Genomic DNA, 18,568 nt, shown 5'->3' with positions numbered 1-18,568 from the left:
TCGAAAATAAGGCGATCAGCCGTTCAGAAAACTCTCCACCGCCTTCACATTTTGTGTGGCGAAGAAATCTGCGGTCGCGCCAGTGTAGACGACCCGGCCACGATCAAGAAAAACCACCCGCTGCGCCAGCTTTTTTATGTCTTCGGGATGGTGTGTTACAATAATCACCGTGTTTTTTGTTTCGCCGTGCAAGTCCAGAAGCAGGGAGGCCATGCCCGCCCGCAACCCCGGATCGAGGGCCGCAAAAGGTTCGTCGAGCAGCATGACCGGTTTTTTCCGGACCAGCGCACGCGCCAGCGCCGCCCTCTGCCTTTCCCCGCCGGAAAGCGTTCCGGGCAAACGTTTGTCAAAACCGGCAAGTCCCACGCGTGTGAGCGCCACGTCGATCCTCTGCCGGTCTTCCGCCCGCAGTTTCAGCCCGGGGCTGATGCCGAGCGCGACATTGGTGAAGATATCGAGATGGGCGAAAAGATTATTGTCCTGGAAGATCGATGAAACCGGCCTTTCGGAAGGATCGAGCGCCTTCATGTCCTGCCCGCCGATCAGGACGCGCCCGGAATCGGGAGCCTCGAAACCCGCGATGAGATTGAGGAGCGTCGACTTTCCCGAACCGGAGGCGCCGACCACGGCCGTCGTCTGGCCTTGCGGGAAGGTGCAATCAAGATCGAAATCCTGCGTTCCAAGCCTCAGCGTGACCTTGTCCAGCCCCACGGCAAATTCATCGCCCGTCATATGCTCGCCCTTGCTGATTGGGATTGCCGTGAAACACCGCCGGCGGCAAGCAGCAGGCAGACGATGCCAAGAATGAATGCGTATCCGGCGGCATCATTGGTGCGGTAGCTGCCCATATTGCTATAGACCAGCCATGGCAAGGTCACGAAACTTTCCGAACCGAACAGGGCAACCGCCCCGAGATCGCCGAGCGAGAGGGCCATGGCAAAGGAAAACGCCATGAGTAAAGGCCGCCGCAGAACCGGCAGATCGGCAAACCGCAGCCGCGTCAGTCCCTGAAGCCCAAGGCTGGCGGAGAGCCTAGACGTGCGTAAGAAATGACTGGTGAAGGCTGGCTCCAGCACCCGCATGGCCAGCGGCAGCGCCATCAGCATGTTGATCAGCGCCACCAGAACGGGAGCATAAAAGCTGACATCGCCGAACACCCGCAACAGCAGGAACCACCCGCTTCCCAGCACGACGGGCGGCACCAGCAACACAAGCGAAGACCCCGCCCCGAGCGTGTTGGACAGAAATCGCAGCGGTCGGGCTGCATGCCGTCCGGAAGCCACAGCCTGGCGCGCACGGATGATCGCGAAGCAGCAGAGCACGACAAGGGCTGCGGATAGCAGGGCGATGGCAAGGCTGGTCGCAGCAGCGCGTAGGAAGATCGGCGCCGACAGCAGGCGCAGCAGGTCGGCATTCAGACCTGAGACTGTTATTGCGACAAGCGGCAGGCCAATGAGCAGAACAGCAAAAGCGATGGCCATCCCGTCCCAAAGACGGGCACCAGCGCCCTTGCCGTCGAAACGGCGAAGCGGACGGCCAAGCGAAGCGATTTCCGCTTCCGGCGACGGTAGAAAGGCGAGGAGTCCGAGCAGAATCGCCGTGAGGGCAATCTGCAGAGCCGAAAGTGCAATCGCCCGCTGCGGATCGAAATCGAACCGCAGCGCCTGATAGATCGCCACTTCCAGTGTCGTTGCCGCTGGCCCGCCGCCCAGCAGAAGCACGAGCGTGAAGCTGGTGGCGCACAGCATGAAGACAAGCCCGGCAATGCCGGGAACAAGCCGCGAGACCGTCGGCCATTCGATGAAACGGAAAACCGCAACCGGCCCCATGCCAAGGCTCGCGGCCATGCGCCAATATTCGCCCGGAATGCGCTCCAGCCCGGCCAGCATCAGCCGCACCGCGAGCGGCAGATTGAAAAACACATGCGCGATGAGGATGCCGGAAAGGCCATAAATACTGAAGGGCTCATCCGCACCTGCAAAAACAAGGGCCGTATTCAAAACACCCTGCCTGCCCCAGATGGCGATGATGCCGAAGGCGCCGACAATGACCGGCAGCCCCATCGGCACCGCCATCAGCCGGATGATCCATATCCGCCCCGGAAAATCTTGTCGGCGGGAGAGCGCCAGCGCCACCGGCAGGCCTAGAAGGATCGATAGAACGGTGGACAGCGTTGCCTGATAAAGCGTGAAACGCAGGATGCGCAGCGTATAGGCATCCATGATGCCGGCAGCGGAAGCACCGGCATCGAAAGACAGAAGGGCCGCGACGGCGAACGCCATGAACAGGAAAACGGCGGCAAAGGCCGCCGTTCCGGCAATGATCGACCACCTGTAGTCGCGACGCAGCATCATGCGCGGGCTTGCCTCTTCCTCAATTCATGCTCATGGCTGCAAGCCATTCGTCGATCCAGGCCTTGCGGTTCTTCGCCACCTCTTCCGGGTCCATCAGGAATGTCTTCTGCGGCACGACGAGTTTGGAGAACGCCTCGGGCAGGGGCTTGGACGTTTCAGCGACCGGCATCATCCAGTTGTTTTCCGGAATGGCATCCTGAAATCCTGATGTCAGCGTGAAAGCGAGGAACTGTTTCGCCAGTTCCTTATGCGGCGCGTTTTTGAGAAGGCCGGAAACCTCGATCTGGATGTAGTGCCCCTCGGAAAAATCCGCGGCCTGATAGCGATCCGTCTTTTCCGAGACCATGTGATAGGCAGGCGACGTGGTGTAGGAGAGCACCATCGGAACCTCACCCTTGGTGAAGAGGCCATAGGATTCCGACCAGCCCGGCGTGACGGTGAGGATGCGCTTTCTGAGCTTCGCCCAGGCTTCCGGGGCCTTGTCGCCATAAACCGACTTTACCCAGAGCAGCAGGCCAAGCCCCGGCGTGGAAGTGCGCGGGTCCTGAATAGCGATCTTCTGCGAGGGGTCGCCTTCCACGAGGTCCTTGAGACTCGTCGGCGGGTTCTTCACCGTCTGCGTGTCATAGATGACGGCGAAATGCCCGTAGTCGTAGGGCACGAAAACATCGTCCTTGTAACCGCCCGGCACCTTGGCCGCCGATGCATCGATGCCGCTGACATCAAAGAGACCGGTCTGTTTCGCTTCCGCGACCAGATTGGTGTCGAGACCAACGACGACGTCCGCCTTGGACCCTGCGCCTTCAAGCTTCAGACGGTTGAGAAGCGCAACACCATCCGCCACGCCAACGAAATTGAGCGTGCATCCGCAGACCTTCTCGAAGGCTTCCTTCACCTTGGGGCCGGGACCCCATTCGGAAACGAAGCTTTCATAGGTGTAGACGGTCAGTTCCTGTTTATCCTGCGCAGCGGCAGGACCGGGCAGAAACAGCGAAGCGGCAACGAGAAAACTCGGGAAAAGACGACGGCGCACGGGTATCTCCTCATAACAAAAAGGGAAATAGCCGCTTGCCTTGAAGCCGTCTAATCCCTCCGCCGGTATGAACCGGATCAGGTTCTTCGGGTTGGCAAGCCTCTCAGCCTTTTGCACGCAAGCACAAAAGACACCCCGTTAGATCATGATGATGATGTAGTCCCGCCGTCTCTGATTGGCAAGATGGCTGCCGTCAGCCCTGCGCCGTCATATGGACCAGTTCCCAGACGTGACCGTCCGGATCCTGAAAGCTGCCGGCATACATGAAGCCGTGATCCTGCACGGGTTTCCAGTCGCTGCCACCGGAGGCAAGCGCCGTTGCGATCATCCGGTCGATTTCCTCGCGGCTTCCCGCCGTCAGACAGGTCAGCACCTCGGTGCTGCGCGTCGCATCGGCGATATCGCCATTGATGAAATCACGAAAACGCTCTTCCTGGAGAAGCATCACGAAGATGTTCTCCTCAACGATCATGCAGAGCGTGCGGTCATCCGAATATTCCGGATTGAAGCTGAAACCGAGAGCCGTGAAGAAGCTTCTGGATGTCTCGATATTCTTGACCGGCAGATTGACGAAGATCATGCGCATTTTCTGAACTCCTCCGAACCCGCACAGGAAACGGCAATTCCGCCTCCCTGTCAAAGGCGGATGAGACCTTAGTCAAGAAATCGCGACCGCAGTCACCCCTCAATTTCCTCGCGCAGCATCTCCAGCTCCAGCCATTCCTCTTCCATGGCTTCGAGCTTTTCGCGCAGCTTCGTCATTTCCTGCGCCAGCGTGTTGAAGGCAGCCGGATCCTTGGCAAAGAGATTGGGATCGGCCATGCGCTGCTCGCGTTTTGCGATTTCGCCCTGCGCCTTTTCCATCTCCTTGGGAAGATTTTCGAGCGCGAATTTCTGCTTGAAGGAAAGCTTGGCCTTGGCCTTTGAAGGGTCCTGCGACGCGGAAGCGGAAGGTGCGGCCTTCGCCCTTTCCTGCTTCTCCGCCTTGCGTTTTTCTTCCGCCGCACCCTTTCGCTGCGCCATCATGTCCGAATAGCCACCGGCATATTCGATCCAGCGTCCATCCGGCTGGTCCGGATTGGCGGGCGCAATGGTGGAAGTAACGGTGCGGTCGAGGAAATCGCGATCGTGGCTGACGAGGATGACCGTGCCGGAAAAACCCGCAACGATTTCCTGCAACAGATCGAGCGTTTCAATATCGAGATCGTTGGTCGGCTCGTCGAGGATGAGCAGATTGGTCGGCTTTGCCAGAATGCGCGCCAGAATAAGACGGGCGCGCTCACCACCGGAAAGGTTGCGGATCGGCGTGCGGGCCTGTTCCGGCTGGAACAGGAAGTCCTTCATGTAGCCCGTCACATGTTTCAGTTCGCCGTTGACCAGCAGATTATCGCCGCGCCCGTCAGTCAGGTAATGCGCGAGCGTATCGTTTGGATTGAGGTCCTCACGCTTCTGGTCGAGCGTCGCAATCTCCAGATTGGTGCCGAGCTTCACCGTGCCGCTATCGGGCTCAAGCTGACCGGTCAGCATCTTCAGAAGTGTCGTCTTGCCCGCGCCGTTCGGACCGACAAGACCGATGCAATCGCCGCGATGGACGCGTAGTGAAAACGGCGCGATGATCACGCGCTCGCCGTAAGACTTGGTGATGGCTTCGGCCTCGATGACCAGCTTGCCGGATTCCCGCACGTCAGCGGCCGTCGCCTGCACCGCGCCCTGCGGTCCCTTGTGACCGCGATATTCCGCGCGCATGGCCTGAAGCTCGCCCACGCGGCGCATGTTGCGCTTGCGTCTGGCAGTCACGCCATAACGCATCCAGTGTTCTTCGCGCTCGATGGCCTTACCGAGCTTGTGCTGCTCCAGTTCTTCCTCTTCCAGCACCTTGTCACGCCATTCCTCGAAATGCGCAAAGCCGCGATTGAGACGGCACGACTGGCCGCGATCGAGCCACACGGTCGAGGTGGAGACCTTCTCCAGAAAACGCCTATCGTGCGAAATCAGCACCAACGCGCTGCGCGTCTGCTGCAATTCGCCTTCAAGCCATTCGATGGTGGGCAGGTCCAGATGGTTGGTCGGCTCGTCCAGCATCAGAATATCGGGCTCGGGCGCCATGACGCGGGCAAGGGCCGCGCGACGCGCTTCGCCGCCGGAAAGGCTTTCCGGATGTTCCTGTCCGGTCAGGCCGAGATGCTCGAGAAGATAAGTGACACGATAGGCATCGTCTCCCGGCCCGAGCCCCGCCTCGGCATAGGCCTGCACGGTGTCGTAACCGGCGAAATCCGGTGCCTGTTCCAGATAACGGATGGTGGCGGAGGGGTGACGGAAAACCTCGCCCGACTGCGCTTCGACGAGACCTGCGGCGATCTTCATCAGGGTCGACTTGCCGGAACCGTTTCGCCCGACAAGGCAGATGCGGTCGCCCGGCTCCACCTGAAGATTGGCGCCATCGAGCAGCGGGGTCACGCCGAAAGTCAGCTTGATGTCATCGAGTTTCAAAATTGGGGGTGCCAAGGCGTCAGGCTCCGGTCAGATCATAAGGGCGGGCGAGCACGATGGCTTTGCCGCTTTTCAGCGAGAAATGCACGAGCCCGCCATTCGCGACATTGGAAATAGTGCGGGAGGAGCCGAAAGCAAGCGAGAAATCCTTGAGCGGATAACGCACATTGCCGATATCAAGCCCCGTAAGAGCGGTGAGCCCGGCAACGGAAAACAGCGAAGCGGGCGGCAGATCGATATCCAGGGAACCGGCAAGAAGCGGGCGAGCCTCCTCTTCGCCGGAGGTCAGCGTAACGTCTAGACCACGCTCAGCAAGCGCCACCGCGTAAAGAAAATGCTGAAGCGCATGGTCGCTTCTCGCCCCGCCGAGTGCACCAACGAGCACCAGCGAACCCGCGCCGCGGGCGAGAGCCTCCGAGACTGCGATCTCGCCATCGGTCACGGCCTTTGCGGCCGGGTAAGGTTGGCGCTCCACATCTGGCCAGGAGCTGAGCAGCTCCGTGCTGGCGGAATCGAAATCTCCCACCCAGAGCTCTGGCGTAAGATCAAGCGGTGCAGCATGGCGCATGCCGCCATCGGCCGCGATCACACGGCTGTTCGCAACCGCCAGCCTCAGGCGGTCGGTAACCGTCACATCGCCGCCAAGCAGAATGGTGAAGCGTTCTCTATCCATGCCCTGCCTTATCGCACCTCAGGCAAAAATGGAAAGGCAGAAACCCGACGAAATCAGCCGATATTGATTTTCGTCGGCTTCAGGATTATGAAACGCCTCAGTGGTGATTTGCCGACCGGCTTGCAGCCACTTTAAAGAAGTCGCTAAAGGGTCGAGGAAAAAGGCAATTTCCTGGGACCGGCTGCGATTTCGCTGCCGGTTTTTTTGTTTTCGCAACGTTCTTTACGTCATCCGAAAAGAGAGTTCGACATGCCGATCAAGATTCCCGATACGCTTCCCGCTTACGAAACCCTCGTTCATGAGGGTGTGCGGGTCATGACCGAAACGGCGGCCATCCGGCAGGATATCCGCCCGCTCCAGATCGGGCTTCTCAATCTCATGCCGAACAAGATCAAGACGGAAGTGCAGATGGCGCGCCTCGTCGGTGCTTCGCCGCTGCAGGTGGAGTTTTCACTGATCCGCATCGGCGGCCATCGCGCCAAGAATACGCCGGAAGAGCACCTTCTGTCCTTCTACGAGACCTGGGAGGAAGTGCGCCACCGCAAGTTCGACGGCTTCATCATCACCGGCGCGCCCATCGAAATGCTGGACTATGAAGATGTGACCTACTGGAACGAGATGCAAAAGATTTTCGACTGGACGCAAACCAATGTCCATTCGACGCTGAACGTCTGCTGGGGCGCGATGGCCGCCATCTACCATTTCCACGGTGTGCCGAAATACGAACTGAAGGAAAAGGCTTTCGGTGTTTATCGTCACCGCAATCTCTGCCCTTCATCGATCTATCTGAACGGCTTTTCCGACGATTTCCAGGTTCCGGTCTCACGCTGGACGGAAGTGCGCCGCACTGACATCGAAAAACATCCCGAGCTCGAAATCCTGATGGAGTCAGAGGAAATGGGCGTGTGTCTGGTGCATGAGAAAGCCGGCAACCGCCTCTACATGTTCAACCACGTCGAATATGATTCCACCTCGCTTTCGGATGAATATTTCCGCGATGCGAATGCCGGCGTGCCCATCAAGCTGCCGCATGATTATTTTCCGCACAATGATCCGGAACTAGCCCCGCTCAACCGCTGGCGCAGCCACGCCCATCTGTTTTTCGGCAACTGGATCAACGAGATATACCAGACGACGCCCTACGATCTCGAATCCATCGGGGAAATCGCCGCGTAAATTGCGGGATTGCGAATTGCCGGAAAATGACGCAACGTCCGCCGGCAATTCAAAGATATCGGGAGAAGGACGCCATGAGCGACGCGGCGGCACGGGAGAATTTCGGTTTCACGGCAACCGGCGAAAAGGTCGAGCGCGTCACCATCTCGAAGGGCGGCTTGACGGCCAAGGTTATCACCTGGGGAGCGGTCATTCAGGATCTGCGCCTTGAGGGCCACCAGCCGCCGCTCGTCCTCGGCTTCGATACATTCGAGGACTACAAATATTCGTCCTATTTCGGCGCCACCCCCGGCCGGAATGCCAACCGTATCGGTGATGGCAAATTCTCGATCGACGGGCACGAATACCAGCTGGAACTGAACGAAAAAGGCGTCAGCCACCTGCATGGCGGCAGCGACGGCATGGGCAAACGCAACTGGATGCTGATGGAACATGGCGAAAGCCATGCGGTTCTGCAGATCATCGATCCCGATGGCCGCGCCGGTTATCCCGGCAATTGCACTGTTACCGCCACCTATACGATCCGCGACGGCGGCGTGCTTTCGGTGGTCTATGAAACGGTGACTGACAAGCCGACCATCGCCAATGTCTGCCAGCACTCCTATTTCAATCTCGATGGTGCGGATACCGCACTTGGGCACGAGATCAGCATCGCCGCCGACTTTTACCTGCCGACCAACGACAAACAGATACCGACCGGCGAAATACGCTCCGTCGAGGGCACCGTCTTCGACCTGCGACACCCGACGCCGATGCGGCGCAAGGAGAATGGCGAGCAGGTTCTCTACGACCACAATTTTTGCCTTTCACCAGAGCGTCGCGCCAAGCGTAAGGTTGCCCGCGCCTATTCGCCCGCCTCCGATATCGCCCTTGAGGTTCACACCACCGAACCCGGCGTGCAATTCTATTCGGCCTTCAAGCTGAACGTTCCCGTTGCGGGTCTCGATGGCCGCCACTACGGCCCCTTTGCCGGTTTTTGTCTGGAAACGCAGATATGGCCGGACGCCGTTAATCACCCCGATTTTCCGCACGCGATCCTTCGGCCGGGCGAAACGCTGCGTCAGGAAACCGATTATATTTTCAAGAAGGGCTGAGGCAGCGGGCTGGCGTCAGTCCAGCACGCAGCCGACATAAGCCCCGGAGGCCCGGGCGCGTCGTTCTATAAGGCCGGCAAGTCTTTGCAGGCCACGACCCGGCTTGCCGGCGACACGGTCGATGGGATTGGGCAGGGAAACGGCGAGCAGCGCTGCCTGACGGGAACTAAGCTTTGCAGCCGGCACCTTGAAATGATGTTGCGCCGCCGCCTCAATGCCGTAAATGCCAGGCCCCCATTCGGCAACGTTGAGATAAATTTCCATCATCCGCTTTTTCGACCAGACGAAATCGGCCGCAATCGCCAGCGGCAGTTCCAGCCCCTTGCGCAGGAAAGAACGGCCGTTCCATAAAAACAGGTTCTTGGCTGTCTGCATCGGAATGGTGCTGGCACCGCGGGTGGAGGCGCCGTCGAGCGCATTGCTGACGACGGACTGCATCTGGTTCCAGTCAACGCCGCCATGGAAACAGAATTGCCCGTCCTCGGACATCATCACGGATTGAACGAGGCGCGGTGAAATATCCTCAAGAGGCACCCAGCGCCGGTCATAACCCTGCAGGGTCACCAGATCGGCAAGCATCAGCGTCGAGACCGGCCGGATGAAAGGCAGCGCATAAACCGGGATCAGCAGATAGGGCAGGATCAGCAATGCCAGCAAGGTCAAGAAGATACGCTTTGCCAACGTGCGAAAATCCACCTTCGGACTGCTCCGGTCTTCCGCCAGCACGGCGTAATCTGCGTCGCTTTCAGGCGTACTGCTCAATATTCGTCAAAGCCCCGCACCAATCGAAGCCTTTCATATTCCATTGCCGGCTTCAAGGCGAGTCCGGTCAAACAGTTGACCTCAGGAATCACGAAAAGGTTGCCTGACCCCGCGCGGCATGCCAAAGAGCGCGACATGGACGCTCAGATGACGAATTTCGAAACACGGCTGCGCGATAACGCGGCAAAGACCGAATCCCTGCTTGGTCGCCTGCTGTCCGCAGAGGCGCGCGCGGATGAGATTACGCGCCCGCAAAACCTGCTCGACGCCATGCGTCATGGTGTGCTGAACGGCGGCAAACGTCTGCGGCCTTTCCTCGTCATTGAAAGCGCTGCCCTTTTGGGCGGAGATGCCGATGCTGCCCTTTATGTCGGTGCTGCACTCGAATGCCTCCATTGTTATTCGCTGGTGCATGACGATCTTCCAGCCATGGATGATGACGATCTGCGTCGCGGCCAGCCGACCGTGCATCGCAAATTCGACGAGGCAACCGCCATTCTCGCCGGCGACAGCCTGCTGACGCTCGCCTTCGACGTCATCGCGTCGGACGAAAATCCGCTTTCGGCAGATCGCAAGGCCGCGCTCGTGCTGTCGCTCGCCCGCGCAGCGGGTATCGGCGGGATGGCCGGCGGTCAGGCGCTCGATCTCGCTGCGGAAAAGAAGGCTCCGGACGAAGCAGGCATTGTTACATTGCAGGCTATGAAAACCGGTGCGCTGCTGCGTTTCGCCTGCGAAGCCGGCGCGATCATCGCCGGCAGCGATATTTCCGAAAGGCAAAGACTGCGCCTCTTCGGTGAAAAGATCGGCCTCGCCTTCCAGCTTGCCGACGATCTCCTCGACCTGACGGCCGATGCCGCCACCATGGGCAAGGCAACCGGCAAGGACGCCGCACGCGGCAAGGGAACGCTGGTGGCGCTGCGCGGTGAGGACTGGGCGCGCGGCAAACTTCAGGAACTGGTGGCGGAAGCCGGTGAACTCCTGGCCCCCTATGGCGAAAAGGCCGCGATTCTCATCGCGGCCGCAAGATTCATCGCCGAGCGAAAAAGCTGACAAGGTTCTCGTAGCGTCTTCCGTCATGCCGGACTAGATTCGGCATCCAGCCACGGCGCGTCTGCGTCGTGACGGGAGTCTTTCGCGATCAAGGACTTGATCGCGCTGGCCCCCGGATCTAGTCCGGGGTGACGGTAGGAAAGCTAAGTGCGCTTTATCCCTTGAGCGGCGAAATCAGCACTTCGACGCGACGGTTCTGGGCGCGGCCATCCGGCGTTGCATTCGAAGCGATCGGCTGCGACGGACCGAAGCCAAGCGTCGAAATGCGGCGTTGGTCGACACCGCGCGCGCCAAGATAATTGGCAACCGAGGCGGCACGACGCTCCGAGAGGCCCTGATTGTAGCCGGGGCTGCCGGTGGAATCGGTATGGCCGTTGATGTCGATCAGCGTGCGGTTGAACTTGTTCAGCACGATGCCAACGGAATCAAGCGTCTGATAGAACGGCGGAATGACCTGATCCTGATCCGTCGCGAAGGTGATGTTCGACGGCATGTTGAGAACGATGCTGTCGCCACGGCGGCTAACCGAAACGCCCGTGCCCTGAAGCTGGGCGCGCAGTTCGGCTTCCTGACCATCCATGTAATTACCGATGGCGCCACCGGCAAGCGCACCGATACCGGCACCGATGAGGGCTGCGTTACGGCGACCCGTCGGCGAACCGCCGACAGCCAGACCACCGAGAGCACCGACGACAGCGCCGATGCCGGCGCCGCCCGCCGTGTTCGACATCTTCTGCTCGCCCGTATAGGGGTCGGTGGTGGTGCAGGAGGAAAGATAGGTCGCGCAAAGGGCAACGATCGCAATTTTCTTGATCATGTAGTTTGATGCTCCGAAGGGTTCAGGAGGTATGACAGTGGAATTCCGGTTTCACGGTACTCTTTACTCCGCCGCATCTTTCCGGCCAAAACGCTTTTCGATGTAATCGATCACAAGCGCTTCAAAATCGGCGGCGATATTGGGCCCACGCAGGGTAAGGGCCTTTTCGCCGTCAATGAAGACTGGAGCGGCGGGGCTCTCGCCGGTTCCGGGCAGCGAAATGCCGATATCGGCATGTTTGCTTTCGCCGGGGCCATTCACGATGCAGCCCATGACGGCAACATTGAGCGCCTCGACGCCGGGATATTTCTCACGCCAGAGCGGCATATTCTTGCGAATGTCGTTCTGAATGTTCTGGGCAAGTTCCTGGAAGACGGTGGACGTGGTGCGCCCGCAGCCGGGACATGCCGCAACGACCGGAATGAACTGGCGAAAACCCATGACCTGCAGCAATTCCTGCGCCACCTGCACCTCGCGGGTGCGGTCGCCATTCGGCTCCGGTGTCAGCGAGACGCGGATCGTGTCGCCAATGCCGTGCTGCAGCACGTAACCCATGGCGGCAGAAGAGGCGACGATGCCCTTGGAACCCATGCCCGCTTCGGTAAGACCGAGATGCAGGGCGTGGTTGGACCGCTCCGACAGCATCGAATAAACCGCGATCAGGTCCTGCACCTGGCTAACCTTCGCAGAAAGGATGATGCGATTGCGCGGCAGGCCGATCTCTTCGGCAAGCTCGGCGGAGATCAGCGCCGACTGGACGATGGCCTCACGGGTGACCTGACGGGCGGAGAGCGGAAAACCCTCCTCCTTGTTCTTGTCCATCAGCGTCGTCAGCAATTCCTGGTCAAGCGATCCCCAGTTCACACCGATGCGAACCGGCTTGTCGTAGCGGATGGCCATTTCGACGATTTCGCCGAACTGCTTGTCCTTCTTGTCCTTGAAGCCGACATTGCCGGGATTGATGCGATACTTCGCCAGAGCTTCCGCACAGGCCGGATGATCCGCCAGAAGCTTATGGCCGATATAATGGAAATCACCGATCAACGGCACATCCATGCCAAGACGCAGCAGCCGCTCGCGGATTTTCGGCACGGCTGCGGCGCTCTCGTCCCGGTCAACGGTGATGCGCACCATTTCCGAACCAGCCTGGAAAAGCGCCGCCACCTGCTGCACGGTGGCGTCAATATCCGCCGTGTCGGTATTGGTCATGGATTGCACGACGACAGGCGCGCCGCCCCCGACGATGACGCCGCCCACGTCGACGGCGACGGATGCGCGGCGGGGCTTTGGGTCGTAATCGGCGTGTGACGTCATGGCGGTCTCTGGAGCTTGCGGCAAGGTCTGGCAATTGAGGTGAAACAAGGGGGCCTCCTTGTCAACACCCAACGCGTAAGAGCTTCTACTTTACCGCAATCATGGCAAAATTCGAGACGCCTATTCCTTGCCCGCACCATCCGCGTGCCGGGCAAGCCGCGAAAGCAGCAAAACCACCACATGCAGCAACGGCAGAGCGAGAAAGACGCTGGCAAGGCCGGTATGTTCGGCAATGAAGCCGATGGCCGAGGGCGCTACCAGAATGCCGGAATAACCCATGGTGGTGACGACTGACAGGCCGATGCCGGGTGCCAGCCCGGGCATGTTGCCCGCTGCCGAAAAGGCGATCGGAACCATGTTGGAAATACCGATACCGGCAATGGCGAAACCGATAATCACGAAAGTGGAATTTCCCGCAAGACCGGCAATCAGAAGACCGGTGATCGACATGACCGAGCAGAAACGCAGGGTCCGGACGGCCCCGAACCTGTCGCGCACCAGATCGCCGGCAAAACGCATGATCGCCATGGTCATGGAAAATGCAGCGAAGGCGAAACCGGACTGCGAGACGGAAGCACCGAGTTCGTTGCGCAGATAAAGAGCACCCCAATCGAGGATCGCACCTTCCGGGATCATCGAAAACAACGCCATCAGGCCGATGATCCACGGCAGGGGTGTCATCGGCAGGCCGCCCTTCGGGCGCTCCTCTTCCGCATGGGGACGATCCGCAAGAACGCGCGGCCATGCAATGACCAGCAGGACAAGGGCGATAATTGTCAGTGCAATCGCGTGACCCTGAACGCCGATTGCCGTGATGAGGTAACCGCCAAGACCGGCACCGATCAGGCCGCCGAGGCTCCAGAAGGCATGACACGACGACATGATGGCGCGGCGCATGTCACGCTCGACCGCCACGGCATTGGCGTTCATGGCCACATCCATCGCTCCCGTCAGACCGCCAAACAGGAAAACCGCAATCACTCCCGCCCAGATCGTGCCTGCCCAGGAGATGAAAAGCAGTGTCGGCAGGAAGATCGCTGCCGTCACGAGACTGACCGTGCGCGATCCGAAACGGGCGATCTGGGAACCAGCGATCGGCATGAAAACGAGCGAACCGATGCCAAAGACCAGAATGATCAGGCCGAGCGCACTTTCGCTTAGGGATAAACGCGCCGCAAACTCCGGAATCTTCGGGGCCCAGGACCCCATCATGAAACCGTTCATCAAAAACAGCAGGGACACACCAAGCCTGTGGCGCGTCAGATAGGATGAGCGCTTCACCGTTGGCGAAAATGTCGTGGGGCCGTTCATCGGCAATATCCTTCAGACTTGACCATGGGAAAATCGAACGGCGTCATCATCGCCGCAATGAAGCTGTACACCTCTTGCCGACAGCGCCTCGATCAGTGCCGGGTCGGCATCATGTTCGAGCACCAGGGAAAGGGGCGGGGAAAAATCATGCACGTGAAAAGCCGCTCTGTGGCCAAGCTTTTCCGTGGTAACGGCGGCGACAATCCGCTGGCTGGCGCTGCAGGCGAGCCGCTTGAACACGGCATCCTCGAAAACATCCGCCGAAAGGCCGGTCTCGTCCGCGACGCCGCAAACGCCGAGAATACAGAGATCGGGCCGCATCAATTCAAGTTGCCGCAAAGCCATGGCGTCGATCGCAGCGCCAACGGCCGGATCGACCTTGCCGCCGATCAGCACCAGATCGATATCGGCCCGCCCCGTGAGTTCGGCAGCGATGGCCGGCGTATTCGTCACCACGGTCAAGTTAAGACCGGCGGGGATCGCTCTGGCGATGGCCAGATTGGTGGAGCCAGCATCGATGAAAACGACCATGCCCGGCTCGAGAAGTGGAATGGCTGCGCGCGCCAGCGAAGCCTTGCGGTCGGCATCCTCGGCAATACGCGTCTTCAGCGGCACCGTCGTGCTATCGGAAAGCAAAGCCCCGCCATAAACCCGCAGGCATTCGCCACGTGCCGCCATCTCGCGCAGATCCCGGCGGACCGTGTCTTCGGAAACGCCGAAGTTCTGCGCCAGATCCTGCGCCAGCACACGGCCGCTTTGCCGCAACTGCGCAAGGATGAGCGCCTGCCGCTCGCTGACAAAATGATCGTTCATAGGGACTCATGCATAAACAGGAATAAACGTGCACGAACATGCATAATTGAGTTTTAGCAAAGGCGCAACAGCAAAACGCCCGCCAAAGGGCGGGCGTCTATACCGACAGATAAAAGGTCACGCGTTAGCGCATCATTCGGCGTAGGAGATCAGCAGGTCCTTCGCGTCGATCTGGTCACCGGGGCGCACCAGAACCTCGGCGATTTTGCCGTCACGTTCGGCGTGAAGCGCTGTTTCCATCTTCATGGCCTCGATGGACAGGAGCACGTCACCGGCCTTGACCTCCTGACCCTGATTGATGAAGACGCGGCTGATCACGCCCGGCATCGGCGCGCCGATATGCGACGCATTGCCGGGTTCAGCCTTGCGGCGGACCGCAGAACCCGATGCGCCATGGGCGCGGTCCGGCACCTTGATGCGGCGCGGCTGGCCGTTGATCTCGAAGAACACCGTCACCATGCCCTTGTCATCCGTGCCGGATGAGGCCTGATTGACGATGACCAGCGTCTTGCCGCGTTCGATATCGGCAAACAGCTCCTCCCCATCCTCCATGCCGTAGAAATAAGCATGAGTGGGCAGGACCGAGACCGGACCATAGGTCTCGGCAGTGAGCGCAAAATCTGTGAACACCTTCGGGTACATCATATAGGACGCGAATTCGAAGTCGTTCACGGAGCGCTCGAGCTTGGTTTCGATCGCCTTTCTTTCCGCATCGAGGTCGGCATCCGGCAGCAGCGAACCGGGACGCACGGTGTAAGGGGCTTCACCCTTCAGCGCCTTTTTCTGCAAGGCTTCCGGCCAGCCGCCCGGCGACTGTCCGAGATCGCCCTTCAGCATCGAAACCACCGAGTCCGGGAATGACACTTCACGATCAGGGTTCTCGACATCGGCAACCGTCAGATCCTGGCTCACCATCATCAGCGCCATATCGCCGACGACCTTGGAAGACGGCGTTACCTTGACGATATCGCCGAACATGCGGTTGGCATCGGCATAGGCCTGCGCCACCTCGTGCCAGCGGCTCTCCAGGCCAAGCGAACGGGCCTGCTCCTTGAGGTTAGTGAACTGGCCGCCCGGCATTTCATGCAGATAGACTTCCGAGGCCGGTCCTTTGAGGTCGCTTTCGAAAGCCGCGTACTGGTTGCGCGCCGCCTCCCAGTAGAAGGAGATGCGACGGATCCATTCGGGATCAAGACCCGTATCCCGCTCCGACCCGGCCAGCGCCTCGACGATGGAGCCAAGGCAGGGCTGGGAGGTATTGCCAGAAAGCGCGTCCATGGCGGCATCCACCGCATCCACGCCCGCATCGACGGCGGCAAGCACGGTCGCAGCCGCAATGCCGGATGTGTCATGGGTGTGGAAATGGATCGGCAGGCTGGTCGCCTCCCGCAGCGCCTTGAACAGCACCCTGGCAGCGGCAGGCTTCAGAAGCCCTGCCATATCCTTGACGGCGATGATATTGGCGCCTGCACGTTCCAGCTCAGCGGCGAGATTGGTGTAATATTTCAGGTCGTATTTCGGGCGTGCCGAATTGAGGATATCACCGGTATAGCAGATGGCTGCTTCGCAGAGCTTGTTCTCCTCGGCGATTGCGTCCATCGAGACACGCATATTCTCCACCCAGTTGAGGCAGTCGAACACACGGAACAGGTCGATACCGCCCCTTGCGGCCTGGCGGACGAAATATTTCACGACATTGTCGGGATAGTTCTTGTATCCGACGCCGTTCGCACCGCGCAGAAGCATTTGCAGAAGCAGGTTCGGCGCACCCTCGCGGATCAGCGCCAGGCGCTCCCACGGGTCTTCGGTCAGGAAGCGCATGGAAACGTCGAAGGTTGCACCACCCCAGCATTCCAGCGACAGAAGCTGCGGCAACGCCTTGGCGTAAACGCTCGCCACACCGGCAATGTCGTGCGTGCGCATGCGCGTGGCCAGCAGCGACTGATGGCCGTCGCGCATCGTCGTATCGGTCACCAGCACCCGCTTTTCATTGCGCATCCAGTCGGAAAAACCCTTCGGTCCCAGCCGGTCGAGCAACTGCTTCGTACCATCCGGCGTCGGCGCGTCGATATAGGGCACGACTGGCTGCGCCGCATTCGACGGCGGCCTGACGCGGCCCTTGGTTTCCGGATGGCCGTTCACCGTAACATCCGCAAGATAGGTCAGCAGCTTGGTAGCGCGGTCCTGACGCTTGACCTGCGCGAACAGTTCCGGCGTCGAATCGATGAAGCGGGTCGTATAGGTGTTGTTGAGGAAACTCGGATGGCCGATGATGGCTTCGAGGAAGGTCAGGTTGGTCGCTACGCCGCGGATACGGAATTCGCGCAGCGCGCGGTCCATGCGGCTGATCGCTTCGTCCGGCTGCGGCGCCCAGGCCGTTACCTTGACCAGCAGCGGATCGTAATAGCGGGTAATGATCGCTCCCGAATAGGACGTGCCGCCATCCAGACGAATGCCGAAGCCGGACGCCGAGCGATAAGCGGTGATACGGCCATAATCCGGAATGAAGTTGTGTTCAGGATCTTCCGTGGTGATGCGGCACTGCAGCGCATGCCCGTTGAGGCGAATATCTTCCTGCTTTGGCACGCCCGATTCCGGCGTGCCGATTGCGGCACCTTCCAGAATATGGATCTGCGCCTTGACGATATCGATGCCGGTCACGACTTCGGTGACGGTATGTTCCACCTGAATACGCGGATTGACCTCGATGAAGTAGAACTTGCCGGTATCGGCATCCATCAGATACTCGACCGTACCTGCGCCGATATAATTGGTAGCGGCTGCGATCCTGAGGGAATAGGCTGCCAGTTCCTGGCGCTGCGCTTCGCTGAGGTAAGGTGCGGGTGCACGCTCGACCACTTTTTGATTGCGGCGCTGAATAGAACAATCGCGCTCGAACAGATGCACGACATTGCCGTGTGTATCGCCGAGAACCTGGCTCTCGACGTGGCGGGCGCGCTCGACCAGTTTTTCGAGATAGACCTCGTCCTTGCCGAATGCAGCCTTCGCCTCACGCTTGGCCTCTGTCACCTCACGCGCCAGGTCTTCCTTCTTGCGGATGGCGCGCATGCCGCGACCGCCGCCGCCCCAGGAGGCCTTCAGCATGACGGGATAACCGATTTCTTCGGCCATGCGCTCGACTTGCGCAATATCGTCCGGCAGCGGATCGGTGGCGGGAACAACGGGTACATCAACCGAAATGGCAAGATTGCGGGCGGCGACCTTGTTGCCGAGCTGGCGCATCGTATCCGCCGTCGGTCCTATGAAGGTGATACCCGCCTTGTTGCAGGCCTCTACGAATTCAGGACTTTCGGACAGAAGGCCATAGCCGGGATGGATCGCGTCGGCTCCCGAAAGCTTGGCGACGCGGATAACCTCCTCGATCGAAAGATAACTTTCGATCGGTCCCATATCCTTGGCAAGATGAGGGCCTCTGCCGACCTGATAACTTTCATCCGCCTTGAAGCGGTGCAAAGACAGCTTGTCCTCTTCCGCCCAGATCGCGACGGTTTTTATCCCCAGCTCATTCGCTGCCCGGAAAACGCGGATCGCAATTTCGGATCGGTTGGCAACAAGTATTTTCGATATTTTCAAGACGGTCTCCCCACACGCCAAAACAAAATTTCTGCTGCACTGCGGAATTAAGCAGCAAAACCCGGTCTTGGAAAGGGCAATTCGGGA

Annotated in this window: 15 protein-coding genes and 2 riboswitches; of the genes, 3 read left to right on the top strand and 12 right to left on the bottom strand. The window is 59.7% G+C overall.

What is annotated here, in order from left to right; translation table 11 throughout:
• Positions 1–15: 15 nt before the first annotated feature.
• The 6 genes from OK142_RS14135 to OK142_RS14110 form a co-directional block, all read right to left on the bottom strand.
• Positions 16–732 carry a thiamine ABC transporter ATP-binding protein gene (locus OK142_RS14135; protein ID WP_498683417.1) on the bottom strand — a complete coding sequence of 239 codons (717 nt, stop codon included), beginning with the start codon at positions 730–732 and terminating at the stop codon, positions 16–18.
• Positions 729–2,354, bottom strand: a complete 1,626-nt coding sequence (gene thiP, locus OK142_RS14130) for a thiamine/thiamine pyrophosphate ABC transporter permease ThiP (protein WP_498683415.1) — start codon at positions 2,352–2,354, stop codon at positions 729–731. Before thiP ends, OK142_RS14135 begins: the two co-directional genes overlap by 4 nt.
• Before the next feature lie 19 nt (positions 2,355–2,373).
• Complete coding sequence (gene thiB, locus OK142_RS14125; protein WP_498683414.1) at positions 2,374–3,387, bottom strand: thiamine ABC transporter substrate binding subunit; 1,014 nt, start codon at positions 3,385–3,387, stop codon at positions 2,374–2,376.
• Between the two features lie 37 nt (positions 3,388–3,424).
• Positions 3,425–3,535: riboswitch (TPP riboswitch) on the bottom strand.
• A 45-nt stretch (positions 3,536–3,580) separates the two neighbouring features.
• Positions 3,581–3,973 carry a VOC family protein gene (locus OK142_RS14120; RefSeq protein WP_003492532.1) on the bottom strand — a complete coding sequence of 131 codons (393 nt, stop codon included), beginning with the start codon at positions 3,971–3,973 and terminating at the stop codon, positions 3,581–3,583.
• A 92-nt stretch (positions 3,974–4,065) separates the two neighbouring features.
• Positions 4,066–5,892 (bottom strand): ABC-F family ATP-binding cassette domain-containing protein, encoded by a 1,827-nt coding sequence (locus OK142_RS14115; RefSeq protein WP_498683413.1) that lies wholly within the window; start codon positions 5,890–5,892, stop codon positions 4,066–4,068.
• A 4-nt stretch (positions 5,893–5,896) separates the two neighbouring features.
• Positions 5,897–6,550, bottom strand: a complete 654-nt coding sequence (locus OK142_RS14110) for a thiamine diphosphokinase (RefSeq protein ID WP_498683412.1) — start codon at positions 6,548–6,550, stop codon at positions 5,897–5,899.
• Between the two features lie 90 nt (positions 6,551–6,640).
• Positions 6,641–6,717, top strand: a riboswitch (SAM riboswitch).
• Positions 6,718–6,799: 82 nt separating this feature from the next.
• Between OK142_RS14110 and metA the strand changes: the two genes are divergently transcribed.
• Positions 6,800–7,726, top strand: coding sequence for a homoserine O-acetyltransferase MetA (gene metA, locus OK142_RS14105; RefSeq protein ID WP_498683411.1), 927 nt, complete (start codon positions 6,800–6,802; stop codon positions 7,724–7,726).
• Positions 7,727–7,800: 74 nt separating this feature from the next.
• Entirely contained in the window at positions 7,801–8,820 is a 1,020-nt protein-coding gene (locus OK142_RS14100) for an aldose epimerase family protein (protein WP_082183163.1), read from the top strand.
• 15 nt (positions 8,821–8,835) lie between these two features.
• Here OK142_RS14100 and mtgA read toward each other — a convergent pair whose 3' ends face one another.
• Positions 8,836–9,546, bottom strand: a complete 711-nt coding sequence (gene mtgA / locus OK142_RS14095; protein WP_003492542.1) for a monofunctional biosynthetic peptidoglycan transglycosylase — start codon at positions 9,544–9,546, stop codon at positions 8,836–8,838.
• A 171-nt stretch (positions 9,547–9,717) separates the two neighbouring features.
• Between mtgA and OK142_RS14090 the strand changes: the two genes are divergently transcribed.
• Positions 9,718–10,632 carry a polyprenyl synthetase family protein gene (locus tag OK142_RS14090; protein ID WP_498683409.1) on the top strand — a complete coding sequence of 305 codons (915 nt, stop codon included), beginning with the start codon at positions 9,718–9,720 and terminating at the stop codon, positions 10,630–10,632.
• Positions 10,633–10,786: 154 nt separating this feature from the next.
• Here the strand turns inward: OK142_RS14090 and OK142_RS14085 are convergent, their stop codons facing one another.
• The 5 genes from OK142_RS14085 to pyc form a co-directional block, all read right to left on the bottom strand.
• Positions 10,787–11,449: a YiaD family glycine zipper/OmpA-like lipoprotein gene (locus OK142_RS14085; protein WP_003492547.1), complete on the bottom strand. Its 663-nt coding sequence runs from the start codon at positions 11,447–11,449 to the stop codon at positions 10,787–10,789.
• A gap of 63 nt (positions 11,450–11,512) precedes the next feature.
• Positions 11,513–12,763 carry a flavodoxin-dependent (E)-4-hydroxy-3-methylbut-2-enyl-diphosphate synthase gene (gene ispG / locus OK142_RS14080; RefSeq protein WP_035241238.1) on the bottom strand — a complete coding sequence of 417 codons (1,251 nt, stop codon included), beginning with the start codon at positions 12,761–12,763 and terminating at the stop codon, positions 11,513–11,515.
• A 120-nt stretch (positions 12,764–12,883) separates the two neighbouring features.
• On the bottom strand, positions 12,884–14,074 hold the full coding sequence (locus OK142_RS14075) for an MFS transporter (protein WP_003492552.1): 1,191 nt from the start codon (positions 14,072–14,074) through the stop codon (positions 12,884–12,886).
• Between the two features lie 12 nt (positions 14,075–14,086).
• Entirely contained in the window at positions 14,087–14,887 is an 801-nt protein-coding gene (locus OK142_RS14070) for a DeoR/GlpR family DNA-binding transcription regulator (protein ID WP_082183170.1), read from the bottom strand.
• 132 nt (positions 14,888–15,019) lie between these two features.
• On the bottom strand, positions 15,020–18,481 hold the full coding sequence (pyc, locus tag OK142_RS14065) for a pyruvate carboxylase (RefSeq protein ID WP_498683406.1): 3,462 nt from the start codon (positions 18,479–18,481) through the stop codon (positions 15,020–15,022).
• Positions 18,482–18,568 lie beyond the last annotated feature (87 nt).

The organism is Agrobacterium sp. BT-220-3 (genome assembly GCF_025910175.1).
Taxonomy (GTDB): domain Bacteria; phylum Pseudomonadota; class Alphaproteobacteria; order Rhizobiales; family Rhizobiaceae; genus Agrobacterium; species Agrobacterium oryzihabitans.
This window is presented reverse-complemented; position numbering and strand designations above follow the sequence as displayed.